The 26743-nt window shown below is 59.8% G+C and carries 27 protein-coding genes; 7 read left to right on the top strand and 20 right to left on the bottom strand.

The genetic code is table 11. From position 1 onward, the window contains the following. Positions 1 to 17: 17 nt before the first annotated feature. From nusA to L1069_RS01820, 4 genes are all read right to left on the bottom strand, one after another. On the bottom strand, positions 18 to 1634 hold the full coding sequence (nusA, locus tag L1069_RS01835; protein ID WP_129372615.1) for a transcription termination factor NusA: 1617 nt from the start codon (positions 1632 to 1634) through the stop codon (positions 18 to 20). Further along, positions 1634 to 2224, bottom strand: a complete 591-nt coding sequence (rimP, locus tag L1069_RS01830) for a ribosome maturation factor RimP (RefSeq protein ID WP_134831092.1) — start codon at positions 2222 to 2224, stop codon at positions 1634 to 1636. The genes nusA and rimP overlap by 1 nt, the downstream gene beginning before the upstream one ends. Positions 2225 to 2414: 190 nt before the next feature. Further along, positions 2415 to 3164, bottom strand: coding sequence for a hypothetical protein (locus L1069_RS01825; protein ID WP_237454588.1), 750 nt, complete (start codon positions 3162 to 3164; stop codon positions 2415 to 2417). Next, entirely contained in the window at positions 3161 to 3616 is a 456-nt protein-coding gene (locus tag L1069_RS01820; protein ID WP_275423042.1) for an RNA polymerase sigma factor, read from the bottom strand. Before L1069_RS01820 ends, L1069_RS01825 begins: the two co-directional genes overlap by 4 nt. A 152-nt stretch (positions 3617 to 3768) precedes the next feature. Between L1069_RS01820 and L1069_RS01815 the strand changes: the two genes are divergently transcribed. Continuing rightward, positions 3769 to 4707 carry a c-type cytochrome gene (locus tag L1069_RS01815; RefSeq protein ID WP_237454586.1) on the top strand — a complete coding sequence of 313 codons (939 nt, stop codon included), beginning with the start codon at positions 3769 to 3771 and terminating at the stop codon, positions 4705 to 4707. A gap of 24 nt (positions 4708 to 4731) precedes the next feature. Here the strand turns inward: L1069_RS01815 and L1069_RS01810 are convergent, their stop codons facing one another. Both L1069_RS01810 and pip read right to left on the bottom strand, forming a co-directional pair. After that, a complete protein-coding gene (locus tag L1069_RS01810; RefSeq protein ID WP_237454585.1) occupies positions 4732 to 5577 on the bottom strand; it encodes an ABC transporter substrate-binding protein in 846 nt (281 codons plus the stop codon). Continuing rightward, positions 5574 to 6554, bottom strand: coding sequence for a prolyl aminopeptidase (gene pip, locus L1069_RS01805; protein ID WP_237454584.1), 981 nt, complete (start codon positions 6552 to 6554; stop codon positions 5574 to 5576). The genes L1069_RS01810 and pip overlap by 4 nt, the downstream gene beginning before the upstream one ends. Before the next feature lie 50 nt (positions 6555 to 6604). Between pip and ubiG the strand changes: the two genes are divergently transcribed. Further along, positions 6605 to 7351, top strand: coding sequence for a bifunctional 2-polyprenyl-6-hydroxyphenol methylase/3-demethylubiquinol 3-O-methyltransferase UbiG (gene ubiG, locus L1069_RS01800; RefSeq protein ID WP_237454583.1), 747 nt, complete (start codon positions 6605 to 6607; stop codon positions 7349 to 7351). A 302-nt stretch (positions 7352 to 7653) separates the two neighbouring features. Here the strand turns inward: ubiG and L1069_RS01795 are convergent, their stop codons facing one another. The 4 genes from L1069_RS01795 to L1069_RS01780 all read right to left on the bottom strand — a co-directional run bounded on the left by L1069_RS01795 (position 7654) and on the right by L1069_RS01780 (position 10008). After that, positions 7654 to 8094 (bottom strand): MarR family transcriptional regulator, encoded by a 441-nt coding sequence (locus L1069_RS01795; RefSeq protein ID WP_129372623.1) that lies wholly within the window; start codon positions 8092 to 8094, stop codon positions 7654 to 7656. Beyond that, positions 8094 to 8924 carry a carbon-nitrogen hydrolase family protein gene (locus L1069_RS01790; RefSeq protein WP_237454582.1) on the bottom strand — a complete coding sequence of 277 codons (831 nt, stop codon included), beginning with the start codon at positions 8922 to 8924 and terminating at the stop codon, positions 8094 to 8096. The genes L1069_RS01795 and L1069_RS01790 overlap by 1 nt, the downstream gene beginning before the upstream one ends. 15 nt (positions 8925 to 8939) lie before the next feature. Beyond that, entirely contained in the window at positions 8940 to 9197 is a 258-nt protein-coding gene (gene grxC, locus L1069_RS01785; RefSeq protein WP_129372625.1) for a glutaredoxin 3, read from the bottom strand. Between the two features lie 82 nt (positions 9198 to 9279). Beyond that, the gene (locus tag L1069_RS01780; RefSeq protein WP_237454581.1) at positions 9280 to 10008 is read right to left on the bottom strand and encodes a ComF family protein; all 729 of its coding nucleotides are present in this window, start codon (positions 10006 to 10008) and stop codon (positions 9280 to 9282) included. 13 nt (positions 10009 to 10021) lie between these two features. Here L1069_RS01780 and L1069_RS01775 point away from each other — a divergent pair, with 13 nt between their 5' ends. From L1069_RS01775 to L1069_RS01765, 3 genes are all read left to right on the top strand, one after another. Further along, complete coding sequence (locus L1069_RS01775) at positions 10022 to 10843, top strand: methyltransferase domain-containing protein (protein ID WP_237454580.1); 822 nt, start codon at positions 10022 to 10024, stop codon at positions 10841 to 10843. Between the two features lie 105 nt (positions 10844 to 10948). After that, positions 10949 to 12010: a ferrochelatase gene (gene hemH / locus L1069_RS01770; RefSeq protein ID WP_237454579.1), complete on the top strand. Its 1062-nt coding sequence runs from the start codon at positions 10949 to 10951 to the stop codon at positions 12008 to 12010. 72 nt (positions 12011 to 12082) lie between these two features. Continuing rightward, positions 12083 to 15091: an aminotransferase class III-fold pyridoxal phosphate-dependent enzyme gene (locus L1069_RS01765; protein WP_237454578.1), complete on the top strand. Its 3009-nt coding sequence runs from the start codon at positions 12083 to 12085 to the stop codon at positions 15089 to 15091. 80 nt (positions 15092 to 15171) lie between these two features. On the opposite strand, the gene L1069_RS01760 is transcribed toward L1069_RS01765, so the two are convergent. Further along, on the bottom strand, positions 15172 to 15354 hold the full coding sequence (locus L1069_RS01760) for a hypothetical protein (protein WP_024092111.1): 183 nt from the start codon (positions 15352 to 15354) through the stop codon (positions 15172 to 15174). Between the two features lie 138 nt (positions 15355 to 15492). Beyond that, positions 15493 to 16110: a L,D-transpeptidase family protein gene (locus L1069_RS01755; protein ID WP_129372630.1), complete on the bottom strand. Its 618-nt coding sequence runs from the start codon at positions 16108 to 16110 to the stop codon at positions 15493 to 15495. Positions 16111 to 16280: 170 nt separating this feature from the next. Here L1069_RS01755 and L1069_RS01750 point away from each other — a divergent pair, with 170 nt between their 5' ends. After that, entirely contained in the window at positions 16281 to 16763 is a 483-nt protein-coding gene (locus L1069_RS01750; protein WP_129372631.1) for a CAP domain-containing protein, read from the top strand. Between the two features lie 64 nt (positions 16764 to 16827). On the opposite strand, the gene L1069_RS01745 is transcribed toward L1069_RS01750, so the two are convergent. From L1069_RS01745 to L1069_RS01710, 8 genes are all read right to left on the bottom strand, one after another. After that, positions 16828 to 17355, bottom strand: coding sequence for a L,D-transpeptidase family protein (locus tag L1069_RS01745; RefSeq protein ID WP_237454577.1), 528 nt, complete (start codon positions 17353 to 17355; stop codon positions 16828 to 16830). A 67-nt stretch (positions 17356 to 17422) separates the two neighbouring features. Further along, positions 17423 to 18232, bottom strand: a complete 810-nt coding sequence (locus L1069_RS01740; protein WP_237454576.1) for an ion transporter — start codon at positions 18230 to 18232, stop codon at positions 17423 to 17425. A 1-nt stretch (position 18233) separates the two neighbouring features. Then, a complete protein-coding gene (locus L1069_RS01735) occupies positions 18234 to 19481 on the bottom strand; it encodes a class I SAM-dependent RNA methyltransferase (RefSeq protein WP_237454575.1) in 1248 nt (415 codons plus the stop codon). Positions 19482 to 19535: 54 nt separating this feature from the next. Continuing rightward, positions 19536 to 21380, bottom strand: coding sequence for an ABC transporter ATP-binding protein (locus tag L1069_RS01730; protein ID WP_237454574.1), 1845 nt, complete (start codon positions 21378 to 21380; stop codon positions 19536 to 19538). Then, the gene (locus tag L1069_RS01725; protein WP_134831081.1) at positions 21377 to 23215 is read right to left on the bottom strand and encodes an ABC transporter ATP-binding protein; all 1839 of its coding nucleotides are present in this window, start codon (positions 23213 to 23215) and stop codon (positions 21377 to 21379) included. The genes L1069_RS01730 and L1069_RS01725 overlap by 4 nt, the downstream gene beginning before the upstream one ends. A gap of 217 nt (positions 23216 to 23432) precedes the next feature. Further along, a complete protein-coding gene (locus L1069_RS01720) occupies positions 23433 to 24584 on the bottom strand; it encodes a CCA tRNA nucleotidyltransferase (protein ID WP_237454573.1) in 1152 nt (383 codons plus the stop codon). Next, the gene (locus tag L1069_RS01715; protein ID WP_237454572.1) at positions 24584 to 25192 is read right to left on the bottom strand and encodes a CoA pyrophosphatase; all 609 of its coding nucleotides are present in this window, start codon (positions 25190 to 25192) and stop codon (positions 24584 to 24586) included. Before L1069_RS01715 ends, L1069_RS01720 begins: the two co-directional genes overlap by 1 nt. Beyond that, complete coding sequence (locus L1069_RS01710; protein ID WP_134831079.1) at positions 25185 to 26171, bottom strand: Hsp33 family molecular chaperone HslO; 987 nt, start codon at positions 26169 to 26171, stop codon at positions 25185 to 25187. Before L1069_RS01710 ends, L1069_RS01715 begins: the two co-directional genes overlap by 8 nt. A 77-nt stretch (positions 26172 to 26248) precedes the next feature. Here L1069_RS01710 and L1069_RS01705 point away from each other — a divergent pair, with 77 nt between their 5' ends. Continuing rightward, positions 26249 to 26692, top strand: coding sequence for an NUDIX domain-containing protein (locus L1069_RS01705; RefSeq protein ID WP_237454571.1), 444 nt, complete (start codon positions 26249 to 26251; stop codon positions 26690 to 26692). The last annotated feature ends 51 nt before the right edge of the window (positions 26693 to 26743 follow it).

Here is a 26743-nt window from a genome sequence, read left to right as displayed (position 1 = left end):
CTCTGCAAAGCCTGAATTCAGGCTTCGCCTTCCTCTTCGCCAGTGTCTTCGTCTTCTGCCGCGTCTTCTTCCAGTTCAGCCGGATCAACCCAGCCCAGCATGATGCGGGCAGTCATCACCATGTCCTGCGCCTGTTCCAGCGTCATACCGAAAGGTTCCAGGATACCATCGTCCTTGACCCGTTCGCCGCCATCGTTGGTCCAGCCGCCGGCCAGTTCCCAGTCCGCACAAGTGGCGAAATCTTCCAGCGACTTTACGTCGTCCTTGGCCAGTGCCTCTACCATCTGCGGGGTCAGGCCCTCGAACTGAATCAGGCTGTCTTCGGCGCCCAATTCGCGAGCCGCATCCAAGGCCGCCTTGGCCTTGGCCTCCAGGTAATCGCGGGCACGGGCCTGCAATTCCCCGGCGGTGCCTTCGTCAACACCGTCGATGACCAGCAGCTCGTCCAGCTCGACATAGGCGACTTCTTCGAGATTGGTAAAGCCTTCGGAAACCAGCAGCTGGGCAAAGAACTCGTCCAGATCCAGGGTTTCCATGAACAGTTTGGTGCGCGCCTCGAATTCCTTCTGGCGGCGGGCCGATTCTTCTTCCTCGGTCATGATATCGATGTCGAGGTTGGTCAGCTGCGATGCCAGGCGGACGTTCTGGCCGCGGCGGCCAATGGCCAGGCTCAGCTGCTCTTCAGGCACCACAACTTCGATCTTGCCGGCTTCTTCATCCAGCACAACCTTGGTTACTTCGGCAGGCTGAAGCGCGTTCACCAGGAAGGTCGGCTGGTCTTCGTTCCACGGGATGATGTCGATCTTTTCGCCCTGCAGCTCGTTCACCACAGCCTGCACGCGGGAGCCGCGCATACCAACACAGGCACCAACCGGGTCGATCGAGCCGTCATAGGATATAACAGCAATCTTGGCGCGCGAACCGGGATCACGGGCAACGGCCTTGATATCAATGATGCCGTCATAGATTTCCGGCACTTCCATCTTGAACAGTTCGGCCATGAATTCCGGCGCGGTGCGCGACAGGAAAATCTGCGGGCCGCGCGGCTCGCGGCGCACGTCCTTGATGTAGCAGCGCACACGGTCGTTCGGGCGATAGCTTTCGCGGCCGATTTTTTCATTGCGGCGCAAGATGGCCTCGCCAGCGCCCACATCGACGATGACGTTGCCGTATTCCTCGCGCTTGACCAGACCATTGATGATGGTGCCGGCGCGGTCTTTGAATTCTTCGAACTGGCGGTCACGCTCTGCTTCGCGGACCTTCTGCAGAATCACCTGCTTGGCCGACTGGGCGGCGATCCGGCCCATTTCAACCGGCGGCACTTCCTCGACATAGGTCTGGCCTACTTCAGGATTCGCCATGTACTGGCGGGCCTGTTCGACGGTCAGCTCAGCCTGATAGTTTTCCAGCTCTTCATCCGCCACGACAGTGCGCACGCGGGTGAATTTCGCCCGGCCGGTCTTGCGGTCAATCGATACGCGAATGTCCATTTCGGCGCCGTAGCGGCTTTTGGCCGCACGGGCGAGGCTCTCTTCCATCGCCTCGATGACCAGACCGGGGTCGATCATCTTTTCGCGCGCCACGGCCTCGGCGGTTTGCAACAGCTCCAGCTGGTTTGCAGAGGTGATAGCCATTACTTGTTCTCCTCTTCGGACTCTTCGGTCTCGATTTCGTCGAATGCGTCTTCGTTGAGCGTGCCGGCCTCTTTGCGCTGGCGCAGCATTTCCTTGATCAGATCATCGGTCAGGACCAGCTTGGCGTCGCTCAGCCAGTCAAATTTCAAACCAATGGTCATGGTTTCGCCCTGATCTTCGATGTTGATCAGGACTTCGTCTTCCTCGGTGCCCGCCAGCTCGCCCTTAAAGCGGCGGCGGCCGCCGACCAGCTCGTCGGTTTCGAGCTTAGCCTCATAGCCCTCGAACATATCAAAATCCTTCAGCCGCGTCAGCGGCCGGTCGATGCCGGGGCTCGACACTTCCAGCGCATAGGCGTCAAGGATCGGATCCTCGACGTCCAGTGCCGCGCTGACCGCATTCGAGATCACGGCGCAATCATCCACCTCGATGCCGCCATCCGGCTTGTCAGCCATGATTTGCAATGTGGTCGCCTTACCAGACATCAGCCGGATCCGCACCAGTTCATAACCCAGATCCTCAATCACCGGGATGATGATCTCGGCCAGACGCCGGTCGATGGCAGCTTTGGCAATCAGGTCGTTGGTCATCAGACCTCCACTTGGGGCTTGCAGGCACTAGCCTGCGGGCACAAAAAAACGGGCGCGCGGCCCGTTGAAATTCCCGGTGGAGCCTTAAACCAGAGGTTCAACGCGCCGCTGTTGTCAAAGGCATATAGGACGGTTCTGGCGAAACTGCAAGAGGGTCGTGCAGCGCGCGGAGTTTCTGACCGCCGGACCGCTACCCCAGCTTGCCTTGAAGATCCGCAGCAACGCCATCCACGAGGCCCTGATCCTGACCGCCAATCACCAGATAACCGATGCCATCACTGACCCATGAGGCAGCGGCCATGCCAGCCAAAACCTCGCTTTGGATCGCCTTATCGGCCCCAGAGGACCGAATGATACAGAAGGCCACCGGCACGCCGTCCGGGCCAAGATAAGCCATTTGCAATAGAGGCTTGCCTTTGAAACCCAGCAACTGGGCGCGTTTGAATTCCAGCCCTTCGACAGTTTGCGCAGGAGACAAGTCCACGCCCTGGCGGCTGCTGAAACCGTCCAGCACTTCGGCTGTCACTTTGGTCGGCTGACTACCGTTCGCCACAGTGTCGGTGATATAGAGCGACTGATAAGATGCCACCACCGCCTTCCATCCCGGCGCAGTTTGCGGCTGGGGCCCGGGCTGCAGCATGTAGGTGGAAAGAACACCTAGTCCAAAAGCCATCGCCATTCCGGCAACCAGCCGCAGCGGCGCACGGGCGGGGCGGGATGCGGGAATCAGCCCCTCCGGCATCTGCGGGGCGCCCAGCGCCGCGGCAGAAAAGACATCCCGCAATGCAGCCACCGGCATATCCAATGTCTGCAGACGCTGCGCCAAAGCCGCATCCGTGCTCAGCGCAAGCTCGACCCGGCTGCGCAGGTCTGCGTCCGCCTCGCCATCCAGGTAGGATGTCAGCTCTTCATCGGTGAATGCCGCTTGCGCTTCATTCATGTTCCCGTCTCCGTTTCCGCCAACTCTCCCGCAATCTTCTTGCGGGCGGCCGCCAGTCTGCTCATCACCGTGCCGATGGGGATATTCAGGATTTCCGCTGCCTCCTTGTAGGCAAAGCCTTCGACATAGACGAGCAGAACCGTGACCCTTTGGCTTTCAGGCAGCTCCCCTACCTTTGAAAACACCTGACGGGCAAAAATATTCGTTTCCGTGTTTACGCGCTGATCCGGAATCTCGGTTTCTTCCAGCGCCACCAACCCGCCGCCGGTGCGCACGGCCGTTGCCCGCAGCTCGTTCAGCCACAGCCGGTGCGCGATCCGGAACATCCAGCGGTCCAGATGCGTGCCGGGCTGATATCCTGCGTGTTTTTCCAACGCCCGCAGACAAGTCATTTGCGCCAGATCGTCCGCCCGGTCACGCCGCCCGGTCTGCATCAAGCAAAAGCGCCACAACCGGGGATAGAGGGGGATTATCCCCTCCCGGACTTCTTCCTCAGCCGTCTTTTTGCCAAACCAGCGAATAATCCGCGCTCCTGCCGTGTTTTAATCTCAAGGCCGGTCAAGACACCGTGCCGCAAGAACATTGATAATAGGAAGGACATAGGATGCTCAACTCACTGTTTCGTGGCGTTTCTGTTGCAGCGCTGGTTTTTGCGGGTCAAGCCGCGCTGTCGGCAGACTGGGTGCTGGACGGCGCAAGCTCCAAGCTCGTCTTTGGCTCAGTTAAAAAAGACACAGTGGGCGAGGTGCACAGCTTTGAAGAGCTGACCGGCAGCGTAAGCAATGACGGCACTGTCACTGTGGCAATTTCGCTGCCATCGGTGGAGACCTTTATTGATATCCGCAATGAACGGATGATTGATCATGTGTTCAATGGCGAGGCTCTGGCGACGCTGACGGCCAAGGTCGACATCGCCGCGCTGGAGGCGTTGCCAGCAGGCGGCACAATAGTTTCGGATGTGGAAGGAAAGCTGAGCCTGCTGGGGCGCGATATTCCTGTGGAAACGGAAATGTTTGTGGCCCGCCTGTCAGACCGGAAGGTCATGGTCACCACCAATGATCTGCTGTTTCTGGGTGTCGAGGACGCGGGTCTGACCAAAGGCGTTGATATCCTGCAAGAGCTTGCGAAACTCTCCGGCATTACCCGCACCGTCCCGGTTACCGCCCGGTTTGTGTTTGAAGCTGGAAGCGACACCGCCCAGGCGTCCCCTGCAGCACAGGAGACTGAGGTGGCGCTGTCAGGCGATCCGGCCAAGGGCAAGAAAGTATTCCGCAAGTGCCAGGCCTGCCACAGCTTTGAAGAAGGCAAAAACGGCACCGGCCCCAGCCTGCACGGTATCATCGGTGCTGATTCCGCCGCGGCCGATGGCTTTAAATACTCAGGCGCCTTTCAGGATGCCAACCTGACCTGGAGCGAGACACAGCTAGCGGCCTTTCTTTCAGATCCCAAGAGTGTGGTGCCCGGCAACCGCATGGGATTCAAAGGTTTGAAGAAAGATGACGATATCCAGAACGTTATTGCCTACATCCGTCAGGAAAGCTGAAGCGTCAAAACCGGGGATGGCCGTTCAGGCCATCCACCAGCGCTCGGCAATGCGGCCATCGTCAAGCGGTGTGCGCTGACCTACTTTCCGCGGAATGCCGACATTGTGCCGGGCGGCCAAAGCCATATTGCTGGAAGACGGATGATACAGGAATTCCCCGCGCTTCAGCAGGCCGCGCGGTTCCGGCAATGCCGCGACATCAACGTACCCGTCACGCAGCGCTTCGGCACGGACTGCGGCATCAGGAATCACAATAATCTCTATCGTCTCTACCCAGCCCGCGATGCCGGATTTGTAGTGATTTGCAACTCGGGACGCGCGGAAATGGCGGCCTTCCCGGGCTCGTTCCACCTTGTAGCACCCCGTGCCAATCGCAGCGGACAGCGGTGCCGGCAGTTCACCAGCGGGTGCAATCATCAGATCAGCACCAGCCAAAAGGTAGGGCAAATGCGGATTGGGCTGCGACAATTCCACCAGCAATTGCAGGTTTCCCAAAGCAGTGACCGCGCGCACTTCAGCCCCGGTAATGCCTTGTGCCAAAAGCGACGCGGCTGCATCCTCTGCTGTGAGCAGTGAGCCGTCATGAAAATCCACGCCCGCACGCAAATCAAAGGTCCAGGTTTTGGCGTCCGGCGTCGAATGCCAGCCTGCAGCCAATTCTCCGCGCAGCAAACCATCAGGGGCAATTTCTGTCAGCGTGTCATAGACCGCGTAACGTGCGGCCTGTTCCAAAAGCCCGCCGTCGCGGGGAACCGCAAGACGCAGCGCGCCACCGGCCTTGGGCGATGCATTTACGGCCCCGCCAGCCGCCGCCAGCAGGGCTGCGGCAGCACCCGAGGTGAACAGCGCGCGGCGGTCAATGCGCGTCATGGCACAAGCTCTCCTGCAATCCGGTCCATCGCCCGAACCAGCTCAGCGCTGATTCCCGGCTCCGACAAAGCATGGCCGGCATTGCGCACCATCTTCAACTCCGCATTTGGCCACAGCTCATTCAAGCGCCAAGCCGAAGACGGCGGGCAGATCATATCATAACGCCCCTGCACAATAACGCCGGGGATATGAGAGATCCGGTCCATATTGGCGAGGATCTGGCCGTCGTAATCGAGGAAACCGCTATTGATGAAATAGTGATTCTCCAACCGGGCAAAGGCACGTGCATAATCGCCGGGGCTTTCGCCGCTCTGGCCGTTGGAATGCACCGACGCCAACGCGTTTTCCCAGGCTGACCAGGCCCGGCCATAACGCACTTCTTCATCCAGATCGCCGGAAAACAGCCGCTTGTGATAAGCGGCGATCATGTCGCTGCGCTCTGCATCGGGGATCAGCGAGACGAATTTGACCCAGGTTTCGGGCCAGAACTTGCCGGCACCGCCGCCATAGAACCAATCCAGCTCAGCCTTGGTCATCAGGAACACGCCGCGCAGGATAATCTGCTGGACCCGGCCGGGGTGGGTCTGGGCGTAAATCAACGCCAGTGTCGCTCCCCAGCTGCCGCCGAACAGGATCCAGGACTCAATGCCCAGCTGGCGGCGGATCAGCTCCATATCGGCAACCAGATGCCAGGTGGTGTTGCTCTCGCATGACGCATAGGGGCGCGAGCGGCCGCAGCCGCGTTGATCGAACAGGATGATTCGATACACATGCGGATCGAAATACCGCCGCATCGCCGGGCTGCTGCCGCCGCCGGGGCCGCCATGGCACACAATCACGGGAATGCCATTGGGATTGCCGCTTTGTTCTGCATATATATTGTGGCCCTGGCCTGCGTCGATCATGCGCTGGTCAAAAGGCTCGACCGGCGGATAAAGATAATGCACAGCGCGCTTTTGGTCCGGGTATCTATCCATTACTGACCTTAGTGAAACGTCAGACTACAAAAGAGCACACGGAGACAGGAATGCAAGCGCCTCAATCCACGGTCGACCCTGCGGAAATTGCTAAATTCGAAGCGATGGCGGCGGAGTGGTGGGATCCGAACGGCAAGTTCAAGCCTTTACACATGCTGAACCCGTGCCGGCTGGACTATATTACCCGTCAGATCGCCGGGGAATTTGGCCGCGACCTGACGTCACAGTGCCCTTTCAAAGGGCTGCGGCTGCTGGATATCGGCTGCGGCGGCGGACTGCTGAGCGAGCCGATGGCGCGGTTGGGTGCAACAGTTGTGGGCGCCGATGCGGCAGAAGGCAACCTGCCGGTTGCCCGCATTCATGCCGAACAATCGGACCTGGAGATCGACTACCGCTACACCACCGCCGAGGCACTGGCTGCTGCCGGTGAACAATTCGACGTCGTGCTGAACATGGAAGTGGTCGAGCATGTGGCCGATCCGCTGAGCTACCTTACCGCTACCCGTACACTGCTGAAGCCCGGCGGTCTGGAAATATGCTCAACCATCAACCGCAACCCAAAGAGCTTTGCAATGGCGATTGTCGGAGCTGAGGTGATCATGCGCTGGCTGCCGCGCGGCACTCATGAGTGGTCCAAGTTCGTAACCCCGGATGAACTCTACGAACTGCTGCGCAATGCCGGTCTGAAGCCTGTTGACCGGAAGGGGTTCGTGTTCAACCCGATCACCTGGAACTGGTCGATATCCGAACGGGATCTGTCGGTAAACTATGTGACCGCCAGCATAAAACCTGGCTAAGAGTGCCCTCGCCGACCAGTTTTTTCTGCCGCCTATCCTAAAGGATAGGTCGTAATCCTTTTGCACTCTTTGGCCACCGCGTGCCGCTTGCTATCTTTAACAAGCGGGGTTGGAGTATTTTTTTCAAGCCGCGATTGGGCGCAAGCTAAGAACCAAGTATCGCTTGCCATTGTGACTGGGGGGTCTGCCCAATGGTTAAACGATCGCCGTTCACGGCATGATGGGGACTGATGGGGAAGAGGGGCGCCTGCTTGCAGGCGTCCCTTTGTAACCCGAGCAGGTGACTGTTTGGGTCCGGCCCCTCAGCCGCTCTCTTCCAGTTTGCCGCGCAGTTCGCGCAGAATAGGCAAGGTCGCCCGGACCCGATCGCTGCCCAATTCCCCCACAACTTCTGAAATCACCGGAATGATCCCGGCCAATGCCGCATCCCGGGCCTGTTTGCCGGCCGGGCTGATCGCCACCATCTTGCGCCGCGCATCGTCCCAATCCGGGCGGACATGGATGTATCCGGCAACTTCCAGCTTGCCCAGCGTGTTGGTCATAGCGCCGCGGGTTACGTGAAACGCCTTGGCCAGCTGCGCGGGCGAGCGTTCCAGTCCAGCCCGGGCCAGGTGGTTCAGCACCGAGAAATGCGACAGCTCCATCCCTTTGGGCAGCACTTTGCTGAGACGTGACCGGGCCAGCTGGTCAGCCATCAGAATCTCGCTGAACAGCGATACCGCCAGGGAATGTGTCTCATCCATCAGGGTCCGTCAAACTCCCGGTCGTGGGTCAGGGAAGGCACGCGTTTGCGCGCTTCTGCCACTGATTCGAGGTCGAGATCAACGTAAGTCACGCCCGGTTCCTGACCGGCATCGGCCAGCACCTCGCCCCAGGGGGATACGGCCAGAGAATGGCCAAAGGTTTTGCGGCTGGGCCCGCGGGAGGCCGGGTGTTTGCCAGTCTGCGCAGGCGCCAGCACAAAGCAGCCGGTTTCAATTGCACGGGCGCGCAGCAGCGAATGCCAATGTGCGGCGCCGGTGACATAAGAAAACGCCGCCGGCGCAGTGATGATCTGCGCCCCGCCATTGGCCAGCGCCCGGTGCAAATGCGGAAAGCGCACGTCATAACAGATGGTCATGCCGATACTGGCAAATGGCGTCTCTGCCACAACCGCCTGGGTGCCCGGGCGGTAGCCATCGGACTCGCGGTAGGTTTCCTCGGGTGTGACCTCGACATCGAACATGTGGATCTTGTCGTAGCGCGCCTTGATTTCACCCTGCGGGCTGATCAGGAATTGCCGGTTGGCAAAGCGCCCGTCATTGTCGTGGGTCTTGATGCCCAGCGACCCCAACAGCAGCCAGATGCCATGTTTTGCCGCCTCGTCACGCAGGGCGGCCAGCGTCGGGTCATCCTCTTCGTGACACAGGACACCGGTCTGATGGGTCCGGCTGCCGGAGAGGCAATTGGTAACTTCGGGCGTCAGCACAAAGCCCGCCCCGCCGCGCACAGCCTCCGCCATCATCGCCTTCACGGTCTCCAGGTTTTCGGCCGGGATGTCGGTGGATGTCATCTGAAGCAGAGCTGTGCGCATTTTTTCTCTCCGGGTTCAGGCTGCCAGCAGCGGGTCCAGTTTGCCCGCCTGTTCCAGCGCAAAAAGATCGTCACAGCCGCCGACATGGGTTTCGCCGATAAAGATCTGCGGTACCGTGCGGCCGCCATTGGCGCGCTGGATCATCTCTGCCTTGCGGTCCGGCTGCGCCAGCACGTTGATTTCCGAAAAGGTAACACCCTTCTGATTCAGCAGACGCTTGGCGGCGTGGCAGTATCCGCACAGAGGCGAGGTGTAGATTTCAACGGTTTTCATTCAGGACCCCATAGTCTGGTTTCGAAGGTTGTGGAGGAATTGGGGATTCAATGCAACAATTGCCAGAGGCCGGCGGGCAGCCTCACGCTTGCGTGACCCGGGCCAGCACCGCCACCCGTACCTCCGCCGCACCGGCCTGCAGGCAGGCATCAGTGCAAGCGCTGAGAGTGGCGCCGGAGGTCATCACGTCATCCACGATCAGAACCGTGCGCCCTTTGATCCGCCCCTCCCGGCCCGGGTGGGGTGCAATTGCTGCACCCAAATGCTGAAATCGCTGGTCGCGTGTCTTGCCTTCCAGTGTAGGGGTCCGCCGGAACCTGCGCAGCAGATCCGGGCAATGCTCCAGGCCAATCCGGGCCGCCACTGCTTCAGCAAGCAAAGCGGATTGATTATACTTACGCTTCAGCAGCCGGGTCCAATGCAGCGGTACCGGGCATATCAGGGGATTCTCCGCCAGCATCGGCTGCACGGCCCGCTCCAGCCATCCAGCGGCCATATGTGCAATTTCCGTCCGGTCCCCGTGCTTCAAAGCCAGAACCAGCTTGCGGCCCCGCCCCTCATAGAGCAGCGCAGATCGCCCTTGGCTCCAAGGCCGCGGATGGCGCAGGCAGCTGTCGCATTCCAGCCGAAAGCCGTCCGCCTCCCCCGGCAGCGGAGCGCCGCAGCCCTCGCAGACCGTGCCGCTGATGAAATGCATATCGGCCCAGCAAGAACCGCACAGGCCAAAGTCGCTGCCAACCAGACCCCCGCAGCCCATGCATTGCGGGGGATAGATCAGCGAAACAGCGGTTTGAATCCTGGTCAGCAGCATCTAAATAGCCCTCATGACACAAGCACCAGCACAGCTATTCGACCGCCGCACCCTGGCAGCCCGCCGCGCACGCCGGCGCGCGGATGCGTTGTTCCTGCACCAAATGGCGCGGGATGAGGCCGAGGATCGCCTGAGCCTGGTTAACAGAACCTTTACCGCGCCCGCTATTGTCTGCCCCTTTCCGGAGGTCTGGGAAGGGTTTCAGCCGGACGCGAAGATTGTGGCCGACACGGATGTCCTGGCTCTGGAACAAGGCGCGCATGATGTGGTGATCCATGCCATGTGCCTGCATTGGGCCAACGATCCGGTTGGCCAGCTGATCCAATGCCGACGTGCTCTGAAGGAAGACGGGCTGCTGCTGGTCATCCTGCTGGGCGGCCAAACCCTGCACGAACTGCGCGCCGCCATAGCAGAAGCCGAAACCGTTGTGATGGGCGGACTGTCCCCCCGCGTTGCCCCGATGGGAGAGATCCGGGATCTGGGCGGTTTGCTGCAGCGGGCGGGTTTTGCCCTGCCTGTGGCGGACCTGGTGCCGCTGACTGCCGAATACCGTGATCTGACCCACCTGATCCACGATCTGCGCGGCATGGGAGAGACCAACGCCCTCGCCCAGCGCCTGAAGCACCCGGCTCCGCGAACCCTGTTCCAGCTGGCTGATCACATCTACCACGAGCATTTCGCAACTGCTGATGGCCGGCTGCCAGCGACATTTGAGCTGGTCTGCCTTACCGGCTGGTCGCCGTCGGACAGCCAGCAGAAACCCTTGCGCCCCGGCTCTGCCCGGATGCGCCTGGCCGATGCGTTGAAGGTGCCGGAATCCAAGCTCAAGCCCTGATAAATTTCCGTTATGGCTGGGCCAATGCGATCCAATTGGCCTTCTGCGCGCAAAGACAGTAACTTCCCGCCGACAACTGAATTCCAAGCCCCACAGGACCTGCCCATGCTGGACGCCGCCCGGACCGTCAAATGCCCTGCCCACTCCCCTGCCGATCACCCAAAGATCCCGGCAGAGAAAGTCGGCATCCTGCTGGCCAACCTCGGCACGCCGGATGATTATTCGTACTGGCCGATGCGCCGCTACTTGAACGAATTCCTGTCTGACAAGCGGGTGATCGACTACCCATCGTGGAAGTGGCAGCCGCTCTTGCAGTTGATCATCCTGACCAAACGTCCGTTCTCTTCGGGCGCCGCTTACAAATCGATCTGGAACCACGACAAGGGTGAAAGCCCTTTGATGACCATAACCAAGGACCAGACAACCAAGATGGCGGCGGCGATGAAGGCACGCTATGGCGATCAGGTGATGGTCGATTTCTGCATGCGCTATGGCAATCCCTCGACCAAATCCAAGGTGCGGGAAATGGTTGCGGCCGGCTGCCGGAAAATCCTGTTTGTGCCGCTGTATCCGCAATACGCCGGCGCCACCTCCGGCACTGCCAACGACCAGTTCTTCCGCGCCCTGATGGATGAGCCCTGGCAGCCCGCCGCCCGCACGATCGAACCCTATTTCGACCAGCCCGCCTATATCGACGCTTTGGCGCGATCGGTAGAAGAAGCCTATGCCAAGGCAGCAAAGCGCCCGGATATTCTGGTGGTGTCCTACCACGGGATGCCGAAACGCTACTTAATGCAGGGCGATCCCTATCACTGCCAGTGCCAGAAAACGACACGCCTGCTGAAGGAGCGGCTGGGCTGGGACGACACCCGGATCACAACCACTTTCCAATCTGTGTTTGGACCCGAGGAATGGCTGAAACCTTACACGGTGGATCACGTCGCAACGCTTGCCAAGGAAGGCAAAAAGAACATCGCGGTGATCGCGCCGGCCTTCTCGGCCGACTGCATCGAGACGCTGGAAGAGATCAACGAAGAGATCCGCGAGAGTTTTGAGCACGCGGGCGGCGAGGACTTCCTTTATATCCCTTGCCTCAACGATGATGACGATCACGTTGCGGCACTGGCCGGTGTGATTGAGCAGAATCTGCAAGGCTGGCTGGACTAAAGCGCTCTCCCGGTTCAAATAGGATCCAAAATTGGATCGCCGGGCAGACCGGCAGACCGGGGAGAGTTTTGGATGACGCTTGCGCATTGGGCAGCAGCCCTGAAACAGCATTGGGGCATCCAGGCGGAATTGAGCCGCCTGGATGGAGAATATGACCTGAACTTTCTGGCTAAAGGTGCCGAGAACCAGGGCTATATCCTCAAGGCGATGCGCCCCGGCTGCGAAACCTGGCTGGTCGACATGCAGGTAAAGGCGTTTGAGCATATCGCCGCGCGCCAGCCGGATCTGCCCTGCCCGCGGGTGATCGCCGCTGCGGATGGCCGATCGCTGCTGACACTCCCGGATGAAAAAGGGCAAAACCGGCTGGTCTGGCTGCTGAACCAGCTACCCGGGCGGTGCTATGCCAAGGCAGAACCCAAAAGCGATGCGCTGATCCATGAGATTGGTCAGGTTCTCGGCGGCTCGGCCAAGGCGCTGGCCGATTTCCGGCACGATGGGCTGGAGCGTGATTTCAAATGGGACCTGATGCGCACGGGCTGGATCAAGGATCAGCTGTTCTGCATCACCGCTCCGGCACGCCGTGCAATCATTGAAGGGATTTCCGCGGATTTCGCAAAGTTAGAGCCTGTTTTAGCAAAGCTTCCCAAGCAGGCCGTCCACAATGACGCCAATGACTACAACATCATGGTGGCGGGAGAACTGGGTGAAGCCCGCAGGGTGTCAGGCCTCATCGACCTGGGCGACATGTGCGCCGCACCGCGGATCTGCGACCTGGCAATTGCTGCGGCCTATATCGTGCTGGACCACCCGGCGCCGGAGGCAGCAATGGCAGCACTGGTTGCGGGGTATCACGAGGCTTATCCTTTGACGCCTGCCGAGGTAGACATGGTCTGGCCGCTGCTGCGCGCGCGGCTGGCGGTGAGTGTTGTCAATTCCACCATGATGGCAGCGGACAATCCGGATGATCCCTATGTGACCATCTCGCAGGCTCCGGCCTGGCGATTCCTGGAGGGAAACACACTGCACGGCGGGTTGCTGACTGCCCGGCTGCGCGCGGCGTGCGGCCTGCAGGTTGTTGATGGTGCAGACCGGGTTATGGCCTGGCTGGAGCAGGAACACGGCAAATTCGCCCCGCTGATGGGCCAGGACCTGGCAGATGCACCGATGGGATCGCTGTCGGTGGAACACTCCACCTGGCCGCAGAACCCATTCCACATGCCGCTGGAAGAAGCGGCCAGAGTTGGCGAGGAGTTCGAGGACCAGGGCCGCATCTGGCTTGGCTATTATCATGAGCCGCGGCTGATCTATACAGAGCCCGCTTTCCGCAAAGGCCCTTGGAAAGCCAGCGGCCGCCGCACTGTGCATTTGGCGGTGGATGCCTTTACCGGCGCTGGCACGCCGGTGTTTGCGCCCATGCGTGGTGAAGTCTTTGCGGCAGAGTACCGGGACGGGCATCTGGACTACGGCGGGGTGATCATCCTGCGCCATGAAACGCCTATGGGCGATCCGTTCTTTACCCTCTACGGTCATTTGGACCCGGAATTCCTGAGCCGCCTGAAACCGGGTGATATGGTGGAAAAGGGCGAGGAATTCTGCCGCCTGGGTGACCCTGGCCAGAACGGCGGCTGGGCACCGCATGTGCATTTCCAGCTGGCCCTGACCACCGAAGGAATCGAGGCCGGCTGGCCCGGCGCAGGCGACCCGGATGAGATGTACCTGTGGCGCGCAATCTGCCCCAACCCCGCGGCCCTGCTCAACCTGCCGGATGAAAAAGTCCGCTATCACCCAACCGACAAAGGTGAGGTTCTGGCCCGACGCCGCACCCATTTCGGCGGCAACCTCAGCCTCACCTACAATGACCCGGTGATGCTGGTGCGCGGCTGGAAGCACCACTTGTTTGACGAATGGGGGCGGCCCTATCTGGACGCTTACAACAACGTGCCGCATGTGGGCCACGCCCATCCGCGCATCCAGGCGGTGGCGGCGGATCAGCTGAAGCGGATGAATTCGAACACCCGCTATCTGCATCCGGCACAAACCGCCTTTGCAGACAAGGTGCTGTCCAAGCTGCCAGATCCTTTTGAGGTCTGCTTTTTCGTAAACTCGGGCACCGAAGCCAATGAGCTGGCCCTGCGCCTGGCCCGCGCCCACACCGGGGCAAAGGGCATGGTGACACCCGATCACGGCTATCACGGCAACACAACAGGCGCGATCGACATCTCCGCTTACAAGTTCAACAAGCCAGGCGGTGCAGGCCAGGCGGACTGGGTGGAGTTGGTCGAAGTTGCAGACGACTACCGCGGTTCCTTCCGCCGAGATGATCCAAAGCGCGCGCAAAAGTTCGCGGACCTGGTCGATCCGGCAATCAAGAACCTGCAAGGCAAGGGCCACGGCATCGCCGGCTTCATCGCTGAAACCTTTCCCTCTGTTGGCGGTCAGATTGTCCCGCCGCAGGGATATCTGCCTGCAGTTTACGAAAAGATCCGTGCGGCAGGAGGTGTCTGCATCGCCGACGAAGTGCAAACCGGCCTGGGCCGCCTTGGCAAATACTACTTCGGCTTCGAACACCAGGGCGCAGTTCCCGACATCGTGGTGATGGGCAAACCTATCGGCAACGGCCACCCGCTGGGCGTGCTTGTAACGACCAAGGCGATTGCCAAAAGCTTTGACAACGGGATCGAGTTTTTCTCGACCTTCGGCGGGTCTACCCTGTCTTGCCGGACCGGCAAGGAGGTGCTGGATATCGTTGACGATGAAGGCCTGCAGGACAACGCCCGGGTTATAGGCGCCCGGCTGATCGAAGGGCTGCAGGGATTGGAGCAGAAATACGCCTGCGTTGGCGATGTGCGTGGAATGGGGCTGTTCCTGGGACTGGAACTGATCACCCCGGATGGCTCGGAGGCCACCGGTATTTGCTCCTACGTCAAAAACAGGATGCGTGATCACCGGATCCTGATCGGCAGCGAAGGTCCCAAGGACAACATTCTGAAGATCCGACCGCCGCTGACCATAGGTGCAGAAGACGCAGACATGATCATCTATGTCTTGGATAGTATCCTGCGCGAAGTGGAGGCGGCCTGACAGCCCCTCCTGACCCGCAGATCAGGCAACAAAAAAGGCGGTGGAAACCCACCGCCTTTTCTGTAACCGTGTACCGAAACTTAGTTCGATGCAACAGCTGCGCCGACCAGAACCAGCAGCAGCAGCGGCAGCAGAATGCCGCTGGAAGAACCCTGAGCTTCTTCCACGATGACCGGCGGTTCTACAACCGGCTCGGACAGGTTGCCAGCAGTGGCAGTCGAAGCAGCAGCAGTCAGCGCAGCAGCGATAACGAGTTTTTTCATGTTAACCTCCAGAATTCGCACGGATCATACAACTGAACCACGCACCCAAGACTTATCTCGTATTTTTTTCTAACCAGCAAAACCGCGGGATTGCAATTGCTTGTTATAGTTAACAGCTTAGCGCCCCGCCACGTGTCGTCAAATAAGCAACACCTGGGTGCCGACTTTGGTCAAGCTGAACAAATCGGCGATATGTTCATTGTAAAGCCCGATGCAGCCATTCGATGATTTGCGGCCGATTTTCCGCGTATCATGGGTTCCATGGATGCGGTAATACTTCCAGCTAAGATACAGCGCGTGGGTGCCAAGCGGGTTATCCGGCCCCGGCGGAATGAACGCAGGCCATTCCGGATTGCGCTTGCGCATATTCGGGGTTGGAGCCCAGCCTGGGCCGTCAACTTTGCGAACAATCTTTGTCCGGCCGCGGCGGGTCAGATCGTCGGACAGCGGCACAGAAGACGGGAACAGTTTGTAAACGCTTTCATCCTGGGACCAATAATGCAGAGCCCGGCTGTCGATATCGACCAGAATCGCCCCGTTCCGCAGGGTATCAAAGTATGGTCTCCAGGATTTGGCCCGGAATGCGGAGATGTTGCGCTGGACAGCCGGTTCCGGCTCTGGCGGCGGACGCAACGGGTCAAAGGCCTGCTGCGCCTCGTCGCCGGTCTCTTGCGCAAAGGATGGCGAGGAGATCAAAGCAGCGCTGCCGGCAAGAAAATGCCGCCTGCTGAAGGTATCAAAGGGGTTTTGGGGCATCACTCTTTCCAACTTGCGCAATCAGGATCAATGGCTGCGCCATTTTATGACCGGAAAGCCGCAGTCGCAAATCAATCCGACCGGCAGGTCTGCATATTTCTGCCGGTCCATTTGCACCTCTGCAACAGGAAGGATAAGTGCATCAGCAACCGACGGAGCGAGAGAGCAATATGAAACGTGTTTTTCTGCTGATAGCTGCTGCCTTTGTAACTTTGGCGGCAGCATGTACGCCCGCAACAGAATCCGGCAGCACCTACCGTATTAGAAATGCAGACAAAGTGCAGATCCGGATGCTTGATTCAGTCAATGCGCTGCGTCAGGCGGCTGGTGCACAAACCGTACAGCTGAATGCCGAGCTGACTGCGGCCGCAGCGACCCATTCCCGGGACATGTCAGTGCAAAACCGGCCCTGGCATTTCGGATCCGACGGCTCCTCGCCGCTGGACCGGGTGTCGCGTGCTGGTTACACCGGCTCGCTTTTGGGGGAGAACATCTCTGAAACCTACGAGAATGAGCAGCAAACCCTGTCTGCGTGGCTGGAACGCCCAGCCACACGCGCAGTGATTCTCGACCCAAAAGCCACGAATATGGGATTCTCCTGGTTCCAGGAGCCGAACGGCAAGATCTGGTGGACGATGGTTATGGGCAGCTGAGCCGCAACGCTGTGCTGATGCACGGCGCCGGCGCAACTGCAGACGCGGCGGCCCTGGCAGATGTTCAGGGCCGCAAAGCGATGGCCGTGCCGTCCTGAACCATGGCATAGATTTCTTCGATTTCTTCATTTGACACCGCGATACAACCGGCGGTCCAGTCGTCAACCCGGGCTGCGCGTTTGCGCTCCTTGCCGTTGTTCGGCTCTCCGTGGATAAAAATCTCACCGCCCGGGCGCTTGCCTTGAGCATACGCATTTGCCCGGTCCTGCCCGTTTGGATAAGAGATCCCAACTGACAGATGATAGCGGCTGTTGGGATTGCGCCGGTCAATCACATACGTGCCCTCAGGTGTCTTTCCGTCACCCTCAAACGCCTTGTGTCCCAATGGTGCGAACCCCAGGTCGACCTCATACTCGCGCAGGATATCTTCGTTGTGCATCAGGTACAGCTTACGCGCACCCTTGTTGATCACGATCGAAGTCACTTGCGGTCCGTCATATGAGTGAAACCGGCTCACTGCGCTGCCGGAGGTGCTGCAACCAGCCAGCGCAAGGCTCGCGGCCGCACCGAAACCAAATGCCCGTCTGTCCATTCTCAATGCCTGTATTTCTTTTTTTGCCTCTATTCAGCCTTTACCGCGAATTGCCTGTTAAGGAAATTCACAATTTCCTGTCCGGGTCCGATTGGCTGCTTAGCCTCTGTTCAATCGCCTCCAGGCGGCTCAGCACTTCGTCCCTATAGGCATCGGTGCGTTCCACCTCTTCTTCGCCATGGGCATCCTGCATGGAGTTCACGATCAGACCGACCAGAAGGTTCACCACGGCAAAGGTCGTCACCATGATGAACGGCACAAAGAACGCCCAGGCGTGCGGATGCACTTCCATCACCGGCCGCACGATCCCCATCGACCAGCTTTCCAGCGTCATGATCTGGAACAGCGAATAGGCGCTGCGGCCCAGATCTCCGAACCATTCCGGGAAGTCCTGGCCGAACAGCTTGGTCGCGATCACGGACCCGATGTAGAAGATAATCGCCATCAGCAGGAAAACCGAGCCCATCCCCGGCAGTGCGGTGATGAACCCCTCGACCACCCGGCGCAGACGCGGTGCTACTGAAATGACCCGCAGCACCCGCAGGATACGCAGCGCCCGCAGCACTGACAGCCCTTGTGTCCCCGGCGCCAGCGCAATGCCGACGATCACGAAATCGAACACATTCCAGCCGCTCAGGAAAAACCGCAACCTGCGCACAAAGAGTTTGGCCAGTATCTCCACCACAAAAATGGACAAGCAAATGTTGTCGATCAGGTGAATCATACCGCCAATTTTGGCCATGACAGATGGGGCAGTCTCCAACCCCAGAGTGACTGCATTGACCATGATGACAGCGGTAATAAACCGGCCGAACCGGTCACTGTCCAGAATGGCTGCCAGGCGGCGGGTCGGGGTGGACGCTTGGGTATCAGTCATCTCAGTCTTTCATAGTAAATCGCGCAACCAGCTCGGTATGGGCGGACCAGCGGAACTGATCAACAACCTGCACCCAGTCAAGGCTGTAACCCGCCGTAACCAGAACCTTGGCATCGCGGGCAAAGCTCACCGGATTGCAGGAGACATAGGCAATCACAGGTGTTCGGGCTTTGGCCAGCTGCGCAGTCTGTGTCTCAGCGCCTGCGCGCGGCGGATCAATCACAGCAGCTTCAAAAGCTGCACCAAACGGGTTCAAATCCTCGGGCAGCAACGGATTGCGAAACAGGTCGCGGACCTCGGTGGTGACTTTCTTCAGCCCTGCCGCCCGGCGCCAGCCTGCATCCAACGCTTCCAGCATTGAATGTTCGCCCTCCACCGCATGTACTTCGGCCGTCTGCGCCAAAGGCAGGGTGAATGTGCCGCAGCCTGCAAACAAATCGACGATCCGCTTGGCTCCGCCTGTTATTTCCTGAACCGCCGCCAGCAACGCCGCCTCACCATCCCGGGTGGCTTGCAGGAAAGCCCCCGGCGGCGGGCAAACGCGCGCCGCGCCAAAGGGTTGTACCGGCGGCTGTTCCATCGCAACCGGTTCATCGTCCCAGGTCAACCGGGCAATCCGGTTCTGGTCTGCCAGCTGCGCTAGTTTGATCCGCAATGGCCCGTCCAGCGGCTTGCCGTTCCTGACCAATATGTCCAATCCAGCGTCTGAGGTGGTAACCGTCACCGCCAACGGTGTCTTCCGGCTTGCTCCGGCCATCGCCAGCGCCTCTGCAACGGGAATGGCAGCCTTTAAGGCAGGTTCCACCAGCTGGCAGTCGGGAATTTCAGTGATCACATCCGACGCCTGACCATGAAACCCGGCCATCGCACCCTTTTTGGTACGCCGTACTGCCAGCGTCGCACGGCGGCGGGCGCCGGGCGGCGAAGTGTGGATCGGGCGAAACTCTGTCTCCAGCCCTTGTGCCGTCAACGCGGTGCGTACGACGTCCGTTTTCCACTCAGCCACAAATCCGTCACTGGCGTGCTGCAGCTGGCAACCGCCGCAGGATTTGTAGTGGCGGCAGATTGGCTGCACCCGGTGCTCCGACGGGGTCTCGATCCGGATACTGGTCAGGCGGCTGTTCTCTGCGAAACCTGAAACGGTTTCTCCCGGCAGTGTGCGCGGGGCAAACAAGGGTCCATCGGCCACGCCATCGCCTTGATGGCCTAGCCGGCTGATCGTTGCTGTAGTTCTGGCTGCGTCAGTCATGGCCGCTCATTACAGCGGCAAGCCGGTCAGCAAAAGCAAAATGCGCCGGAATTTTTATTCAGCCGCCGCCTTGTTCTCATCCGTGCAGATAAATCCACCGGACTGGCGCGCCCAGAAAGCAGCATAGAGCCCCGCCTTGGCCAGCAGCTCTTCATGGCTACCGCTTTCAGCGATCTGTCCTTTCTCCATCACAATAATCCGGTCCATCTCGCTAAGCGTCGACAGCCGGTGCGCGATCGCCAATACCGTCTTGCCCTCCATTACCCGGTGCAAGGCGGCCTGAATGGCGGCTTCAACCTCGGAATCCAGCGCCGAGGTTGCCTCGTCCAAAACCAAAATGGGCGCGTCCTTCAGGATAGCCCGGGCCAGAGCAATCCGCTGCCGCTGCCCGCCCGAAAGCTTCACGCCGCGCTCACCCAGAAAAGCGTCATAGCCTTTGTTGCCCTGCCCGTCTTCCAGCTCAGTGATGAATTCATGCGCCTCAGCTTTCTCCGCAGCGGCGATCAATTCTTCCTCCGGCGCATCCGGCCGCCCATACAAGATATTGTCCCTGGCAGAGCGGTTGAACATGGCGGTTTCCTGGGTGACCATACCGATCTGGCTGCGCAGCGAATTCTGGGTGACACCGGAAATGTCCTGTCCGTCAATCAGAATGCGCCCGTTTTCCCCATCATAGAGCCGAAGAAGAAGTGAAACGAGCGTCGACTTCCCTGCCCCGGAAGCACCGACAATACCCAGCTTCTCACCTGGGGTGATGGCCAGGCTTATGCCCTGCACCCCGCCCACGTCGCGGCCATAGGCGAATTCCACCTGATCAAATTCGATGCCGCCTTTGCTGACAACCAGAGGCTTGGCATCGGATGTATCCTCAACTCTTTCGCGGGCCGAGAGGGTCTTCATTCCGTTTTCGATCTCACCAATGTTGGAATAGATCGCCATCAGCGTGAAGCTGACCCAGCCTGTCATCTGCGCAATCCGGATTGAGACTGCACCAGCGGCCACGATGTCCCCTTCGGTTGCGCTGCCCGCCTGCCATAGAAACAGCGTCGCGCCAATCAGCAGTACTGGCAGGATACCCGCCAGGCACATCAAACAGAACCGGAAGCTGGCCGAGAGATAACCGAATTGCAGCGACTTTTCACGGTAGCTGACCATAGCATCCTGGGCAGTCCGCTCTTCGTGATCAGCATGCGCGAACAGCTTAACCGTCTTGATGTTGGTAATGGAATCCACAACCTGCCCGGTCACCATCGCCCGCGCCCCTGCCCGCGTGCCAGAGCGCTTGCGGATACGCGGCAGGAACCAATGGATCAGCCCGAAGTAGCCAACCAGCCAGACCAGAAACACACCGGTAACGCGCCAATTAATAGAGCCTAACAAGGCCAATGACCCGGCGAGAGACGCCAATGCAAACGCAACAACACTGATCATCTCGGTGGTGACCGAGGTGACAGCCGTCGCCGTTTGCATCTGTTTCTGAGCAATCCGCCCGGCAAAATCATCGTCGAAGAACCGCACCGGCTGGCCCAGCGTCCAGCGATTCAGCCGCGACAGCACCAGCGGGTTCACGTTAGGCTGGACAATTATTGCATTTGAGGCTGCAGACAATCCGAACAGCACCGGTCGCACGAACAGGAAAAATCCCAATGCCAGCGCGATCACCGCCGCATTGCCCGCCGAGAAGAACTGCTCAGGCCCGCTGGTTATTGCGGTGTCGATCACAATTCCCAGGATATAGGCCGTTCCCGCCTCCATCGCGCCGGCCAGCGCCGAGAATGCCGCCGCCAGCAGCAGCATTGGCCAGGCCCCGGTCAAGCACCAGTGCAGAAAAGCCCCCAGCCGCTGCGGCGGCGGGCCATCGGCTGGGCGAAAGGCGTCGATCAGATTGCCAATCTTCATTCTGCTGCCTCGATGTTCAAGAAACCTCCGGACTGGCGCGCCCAGAGCTGTGCATAAAGTCCCTGTGCCTGCAAAAGCATCTCATGCGAACCTTCTTCAACAATACGGCCCTGATCCATCACAAGGATACGGTCCATCTGCGCGATGGTGGACAGCCTATGTGCGATGGCGATCACCGTCTTGCCTTGCATCATGCCGTAAAGCGTTTCCTGAATCGCCGCCTCGACTTCGGAATCCAGCGCCGAGGTGGCCTCGTCCAGGATCAGGATCGGCGCGTCCTTCAGGATCACCCGGGCCAGTGTCACGCGCTGGCGCTGGCCGCCCGACAATTTCACCCCGCGCTCACCCACATGGGCGTTATACCCCTTGCGGCCCTGGGGGTCTTCCAAATCCAGGATGAACTCATGCGCCTGCGCCTGTTTGGCGGCGGCGATCATCTGCTCTTCGGTGGCGTCCGGACGGCCATACAGCAGATTGTCCCGCACCGAACGGTGCATCAGCGCGCTGTCCTGCTGCACCATACCGATGCGGCTGCGCAACGAGGCCTGCGTCACCGCGCGGATGTCCTGACCGTCGATCAGGATCTGGCCGCTTTCGGCATCATAAAACCGCAAAAGCAGCTTCACCAGTGTCGACTTGCCGGCACCAGAGCGACCAATCAAGCCGATCTTCTCGCCCGGCTGGATTGTCAGGCTGATCTTGTCGAGCCCGCCGGCCTCGCGCCCGTAATGGTGCGAGAGGCTTCGCAGTTCGATCTCACCCTTGGTCAGCTGCAACGGATCCGCATTGGCCGCATCCACCAGATCGATGGGGTGGGCTATGGTCTCCATCCCTTCAGCCACAACACCCAGCTGACGGAAGAACGAGGTCAGTGCCCACATGATCCAGCCGGTCATCGCATTGAGCCGCAGGGTCAGCGCCGTGGCCGCCGCCACAAGGCCCACCGAGGCAGTCCCCTGCGACCACAGCATAATCGCCCAACCGACCACGCCAACAATCAGCAGCCCGTTCAGCGTGACCAGTGCCGCATCCATAACGGTGAAGATACGCATCTCTGCCTGGAAGGTTTTGCGGGTGTTCTCGATCGCATCACGGGCATATCTCAGCTCGTTGTCGTGATGCGCGAACATCTTGACCGAGTGAATGTTGGAGTAACTGTCAACGACCCGCCCCGTCACGGTAGAGCGCGCATCAGATGACGCCTGGCTGGCCGGGCCGACCCGCTTGACCGTCCACATCACCAACAGAGCGTAAAGCGCAAACCAGATCCCCAGCGGCAGCATCAGCCGCACGTCTGCTACCCACAGCAGCACCGCAGCGCCTGCCAGATAGGCCAGCGAAAAGGTAATTGCGTCAAAGACTTGAAATACCACCTCCCCCGCGGCCGGCGGGGTTTGCATGATCCGGTTGGCAATCCGGCCTGCAAAGTCGTTCTCGAACCAGCCCACCGATTGGCGCAGCACATGTTTATGCGCCCGCCAGCGGATCAGCGTGCCAAAGTTCGGCAGGATCGCATTGTTCAGCAGCACCACATCCAATAGCTGGATCAATGGCCGCAGCAACAGGATGAACAATGCAACCAGGATCAGCTCGGTTCCATGCGCCTCCCAAACCTGCTCGGGCCTGCCGGACATCAGGTCGACAATCCTGCCCATGTAGTAGATCAGCCCGACCTCGATCGCGGCAACAATGACCGACATCAGCGCGGTCAGGATAAAGACTGTTTTGAACGGCGTTGCGTAGTCGCGCAGGAACGGCCACAACCGCGTTGGCGGCGTGTTGGTCTCAGGGTGGGCGCAATAAGGGTCAATGAGGTTTTCAAAGAAGCGAAACATGCGGGTGCTCCAGGTGTTCGAGCATTGATTTGGAATACAGATGAGGACAGCGGGCCGCCCATGGCTCCCATGTCAAACGGGGCTAGGTCTCAGGCGTTAAGGAAACCAGATCCCAGAATACATCAGCATTCATCCGTCATGTGGTGGCTGCCCTATGCGTACGCAAGATATATTTTCTTGTCACCCCCAAAGGTTCTGACGCTGCTGACACCCTATGTCAGTGGAAGGAGTCCAGCAGCTGTTCCCGGCTGAGCAAGAAGCCCGAAGCAATCCAGTCCGCCTCCAGCTTCCGCAGCTGCGCTCCCAGTTCCGGGCCTTTGCAGTCCGGCAGCAGATCCCGGGCTTTCACCGGAAAAACAGCCTTTGCACCCTGCGCGATTTTGCTCTCCAAATCGGGTGAAACCGGTTGTTCCAGCAATGCAGACCGCAACAGCAGCGCATCCAGCGCCTGTTCCGCACCCAATCGGTAGCCCAACTCCCCTGCCCCGGCCGTGCCGGCCGCAGCTTCGCGGATCGCCTGCAGATGAGTGGTCTGCGCCTTGCTGAGCCGCAAGGCCTCCTGAAGGTCCTCCCCCCCGAGCGCGGCAAGCCGCCGGATGCTGGATGCAGCTCGCCCGGCCTCGAGGTGAATCAGCGGCGCCAGGGCGCGGTCATCGGCGCCAGGCAAAATCTGTGCCAGAACACCAGCCTGCCGCATAGCCGCGGCCGAGGGCGCAGGATCAGGTGCCGCCAGCAGTTTCAGCATCTCAGCCCCGACACGTTCCTTGGACAGCGTGGCCAGACCCTCCAGACTGGCTGCAATCGCTGCCAGCGCATCCGGGTCAAAGCCCAGCGCGTGATCGCCGTACCAAGCGTGAAAGCGAAAATAGCGCAAGGACCGCAAGTAGTCTTCGCGTATGCGGTTCTCTGCTGTGCCGATGAACCGGATACGGCGTTTCTGCAAATCTGCCATGCCGTCCAAAGGGTCGACAATCTCGCCATCTGGTCGCGCATAAATCGCGTTCATAGTGAAATCGCGGCGGCGGGCATCCTCAGTGATATCTGTTGAAAATGCGACAATTGCCCGGCGGCCATCAGTCGCAACATCCCTGCGGAACGTAGTTATTTCATGCGGGATGCCGTTCTTGATCAGCGTCACTGTACCATGATCAATACCGGTGGGAACCACCTTGATCCCGGCTCGGCCTGCCAGCGCCATCACCTGGTCCGGAAGTGCATCGGTGGCGATGTCCATGTCGGAGACCGCCTCCCCCAGCAGCGCGTTTCGAACGCAGCCGCCGACAAACAATACCTGCGCTCCATCTGCATTGACCGCCTTGCAAACAGCCTGCGTCGCAGGATCCTTCAACCAGGATTGGTCAATCCGCATTACATCTCCATCCGTGCCGCAAAACCGCGCAGCATCCGCGCTGTGGCGCCCCATATGTAATAGGAGCCGTATGGAACGGTATAGTAGCGGCGGCGGGTGCCGCGCCAGCGGCGGGATTCAATGATGTAGTTTTTTGGGTCCAGCACATGGGTCAGCGGGACGGAAAAAACCTCGGCCACCTCCCCCGTTTCCGGACGCACGGTGAATTCCTCCTGGATCAGTGCCACAACTGGCGTCACCGAAAATCCGGTCACCGTCTCATGCTCCGGCAGGCAGCCGGCAATCTGCGGCAACTCCTGCGGCAGGCCGATTTCCTCCCAGGCTTCGCGCAATGCCGCGGCGCAGGCGTCCGTGTCGCCGGCATCCACCTTGCCGCCGGGAAAAGCGATCTGGCCCGGATGATGCTTCAGCGCCGAAGAACGTTTGGTCAAAATAAGCCGCGGTGTATTTCCGGCGACGGAAATGGGCACCAGCACCCCGGCCGGCCGCAGCTTGCGCCCTTCTGGCAGCACGGTACCGGGGTTGAGATCAAAGTCGGAAGAGCCGCCGCCCTGGTGTTTCAGCGCGGCGGTAATTCTGTTGGCGAGGTTCTGCGCGGCCTCACTCACCGGACGGGTTTTCCGCTTCAAACCCCACGCTTGCCGGGTCCAAATCGTAATGCGCGCTGCAGAACTGGCAATCCGCGGTGACCCGGCCATCTTCGTTTGTCATGGTGCCAATGTCCTTGGCCGAATAGATCGACAGGCTTTGGCGTACCCGCTCTTCGGAGCAAGTGCAGCCGAAACGGACGGCCTGAACATCAAAGACCCGCGGTTGTTCCTCGTGAAACAATCGGATCAACAGATCAGCCGGGGACACTGACGGTCCGATCAGCTCCAATGCCTCCACGGTATCCAACAGCAATGTGGCCCGATTCCAATTTTCTTCCTGATCACCGGACACCAGATCGCTGGCCTGCAGAACTTCACCCGATCCTTCGCTTTGCGCAGCAAAGGGCGACGCTTTGGGCATGCTCTGCAGCATGATGCCGCCCGCGCGCCAATGCTCGTCAACTCCAGGCTCGGATGATTTTCCAAAGCTCATCTTGAACATGGTCGGCAGCTGTTCGGATTGCGCGAAATAGGCCTCGGCACAAGCACGCAGCGACCCGCCGGACAATGGGGTGATGCCCTGGTACGGCTTGGTGCCTTGGCCTTGGTCGATCATGATAGCAAAGTACCCTTCTCCGACCTGATCAAAAGGGTTGCTATCGGTAATCCGGTCGCGGTCGAAGCTTGCGTAGGCACGGATCCGGCCGATTTCGCCTTCTTTTTGCGGTGCGTAATAGTCGGTCGCGATCATCCTCACTGCGCCCTTGGACTGCACCTGCAACGACAGCTTCCAGCGCAGGGAAATCGTCTGCCCGATCAGTGCCGTCAACAGCGCCATCTCAGCGACCAGCGCCTCAACCACCGGCGGGTAATCATGCTGTTTCAGGATGCCATCCAGCACGCCGTCCAGCCGCGCAACGCGGCCGCGCATGTCCGATGCATCAAGCTGGAAGGGCAGGACGGTGTCGTCCCACGCGATTTTCGAACCAAGTGTCATGGGGTTTCCTTACGCGCCGGGGATTGGCATACCGGGGCTATATAGGAGAATTGATACTGGAGTGAAGGGGCCGGCCCGTGATCAGGCGATTTGATAAAACACCGGAGAACGGCCAGCGTTACCGGATGCGTCCGGGCGCCTATGCTCTGCTGCCACGGGGCGGCAAGCTGCTGATTACCTGCCAATATGCGCCTCATCCGGACCTGCAGCTGCCAGGAGGCGGTATCGATCCAGGCGAGTCACCCATTCCCGCACTGCACAGAGAGGTCTATGAGGAAACCGGCTGGAAGATTGCCGCGCCGCACAAGATGGGTGTGTTCCGGCGCTTTGCCTATATGCCGGAGTATGATCTTTGGGCCGAAAAAATTTGCCATATTTACATTGCCCGCCCGTTGCGCCGGATCGGTCCGCCTGCAGAAGAAGGGCATGAAGCGCTGTGGGTCACCCCGCAGGAAGCCGCCCTCCGGCTTGGCAATGCTGGCGACCGGCATTTTGCAGCCCAACTGGCAGCCCGGTTGTAAGGGTTTGAGACGCCAACCACCGAAAAGACAACATCCCAGCCGAAGCCAGGA

The organism is Leisingera sp. MMG026 (genome assembly GCF_021654205.1).
Lineage (GTDB): Bacteria > Pseudomonadota > Alphaproteobacteria > Rhodobacterales > Rhodobacteraceae > Leisingera.
This window is presented reverse-complemented; position numbering and strand designations above follow the sequence as displayed.

What these genes read in the sequence shown, in the direction of transcription:
- nusA (WP_129372615.1), bottom strand. Translation starts at nt 1,634, where the DNA reads ATGGCTATCACCTCTGCAAACCAGCTGGAGCTGTTGCAAACCGCCGAG.
- rimP (WP_134831092.1), bottom strand. Translation starts at nt 2,224, where the DNA reads ATGACCAACGACCTGATTGCCAAAGCTGCCATCGACCGGCGTCTGGCC.
- L1069_RS01825 (WP_237454588.1), bottom strand. Translation starts at nt 3,164, where the DNA reads ATGAATGAAGCGCAAGCGGCATTCACCGATGAAGAGCTGACATCCTAC.
- L1069_RS01815 (WP_237454586.1), top strand. Translation starts at nt 3,769, where the DNA reads ATGCTCAACTCACTGTTTCGTGGCGTTTCTGTTGCAGCGCTGGTTTTT.
- L1069_RS01810 (WP_237454585.1), bottom strand. Translation starts at nt 5,577, where the DNA reads ATGACGCGCATTGACCGCCGCGCGCTGTTCACCTCGGGTGCTGCCGCA.
- pip (WP_237454584.1), bottom strand. Translation starts at nt 6,554, where the DNA reads ATGGATAGATACCCGGACCAAAAGCGCGCTGTGCATTATCTTTATCCG.
- ubiG (WP_237454583.1), top strand. Translation starts at nt 6,605, where the DNA reads ATGCAAGCGCCTCAATCCACGGTCGACCCTGCGGAAATTGCTAAATTC.
- L1069_RS01795 (WP_129372623.1), bottom strand. Translation starts at nt 8,094, where the DNA reads ATGGATGAGACACATTCCCTGGCGGTATCGCTGTTCAGCGAGATTCTG.
- L1069_RS01790 (WP_237454582.1), bottom strand. Translation starts at nt 8,924, where the DNA reads ATGCGCACAGCTCTGCTTCAGATGACATCCACCGACATCCCGGCCGAA.
- grxC (WP_129372625.1), bottom strand. Translation starts at nt 9,197, where the DNA reads ATGAAAACCGTTGAAATCTACACCTCGCCTCTGTGCGGATACTGCCAC.
- L1069_RS01780 (WP_237454581.1), bottom strand. Translation starts at nt 10,008, where the DNA reads ATGCTGCTGACCAGGATTCAAACCGCTGTTTCGCTGATCTATCCCCCG.
- L1069_RS01775 (WP_237454580.1), top strand. Translation starts at nt 10,022, where the DNA reads ATGACACAAGCACCAGCACAGCTATTCGACCGCCGCACCCTGGCAGCC.
- hemH (WP_237454579.1), top strand. Translation starts at nt 10,949, where the DNA reads ATGCTGGACGCCGCCCGGACCGTCAAATGCCCTGCCCACTCCCCTGCC.
- L1069_RS01765 (WP_237454578.1), top strand. Translation starts at nt 12,083, where the DNA reads ATGACGCTTGCGCATTGGGCAGCAGCCCTGAAACAGCATTGGGGCATC.
- L1069_RS01760 (WP_024092111.1), bottom strand. Translation starts at nt 15,354, where the DNA reads ATGAAAAAACTCGTTATCGCTGCTGCGCTGACTGCTGCTGCTTCGACT.
- L1069_RS01755 (WP_129372630.1), bottom strand. Translation starts at nt 16,110, where the DNA reads ATGCCCCAAAACCCCTTTGATACCTTCAGCAGGCGGCATTTTCTTGCC.
- L1069_RS01750 (WP_129372631.1), top strand. Translation starts at nt 16,281, where the DNA reads ATGAAACGTGTTTTTCTGCTGATAGCTGCTGCCTTTGTAACTTTGGCG.
- L1069_RS01745 (WP_237454577.1), bottom strand. Translation starts at nt 17,355, where the DNA reads ATGGACAGACGGGCATTTGGTTTCGGTGCGGCCGCGAGCCTTGCGCTG.
- L1069_RS01740 (WP_237454576.1), bottom strand. Translation starts at nt 18,232, where the DNA reads ATGACTGATACCCAAGCGTCCACCCCGACCCGCCGCCTGGCAGCCATT.
- L1069_RS01735 (WP_237454575.1), bottom strand. Translation starts at nt 19,481, where the DNA reads ATGACTGACGCAGCCAGAACTACAGCAACGATCAGCCGGCTAGGCCAT.
- L1069_RS01730 (WP_237454574.1), bottom strand. Translation starts at nt 21,380, where the DNA reads ATGAAGATTGGCAATCTGATCGACGCCTTTCGCCCAGCCGATGGCCCG.
- L1069_RS01725 (WP_134831081.1), bottom strand. Translation starts at nt 23,215, where the DNA reads ATGTTTCGCTTCTTTGAAAACCTCATTGACCCTTATTGCGCCCACCCT.
- L1069_RS01720 (WP_237454573.1), bottom strand. Translation starts at nt 24,584, where the DNA reads ATGCGGATTGACCAATCCTGGTTGAAGGATCCTGCGACGCAGGCTGTT.
- L1069_RS01710 (WP_134831079.1), bottom strand. Translation starts at nt 26,171, where the DNA reads ATGACACTTGGTTCGAAAATCGCGTGGGACGACACCGTCCTGCCCTTC.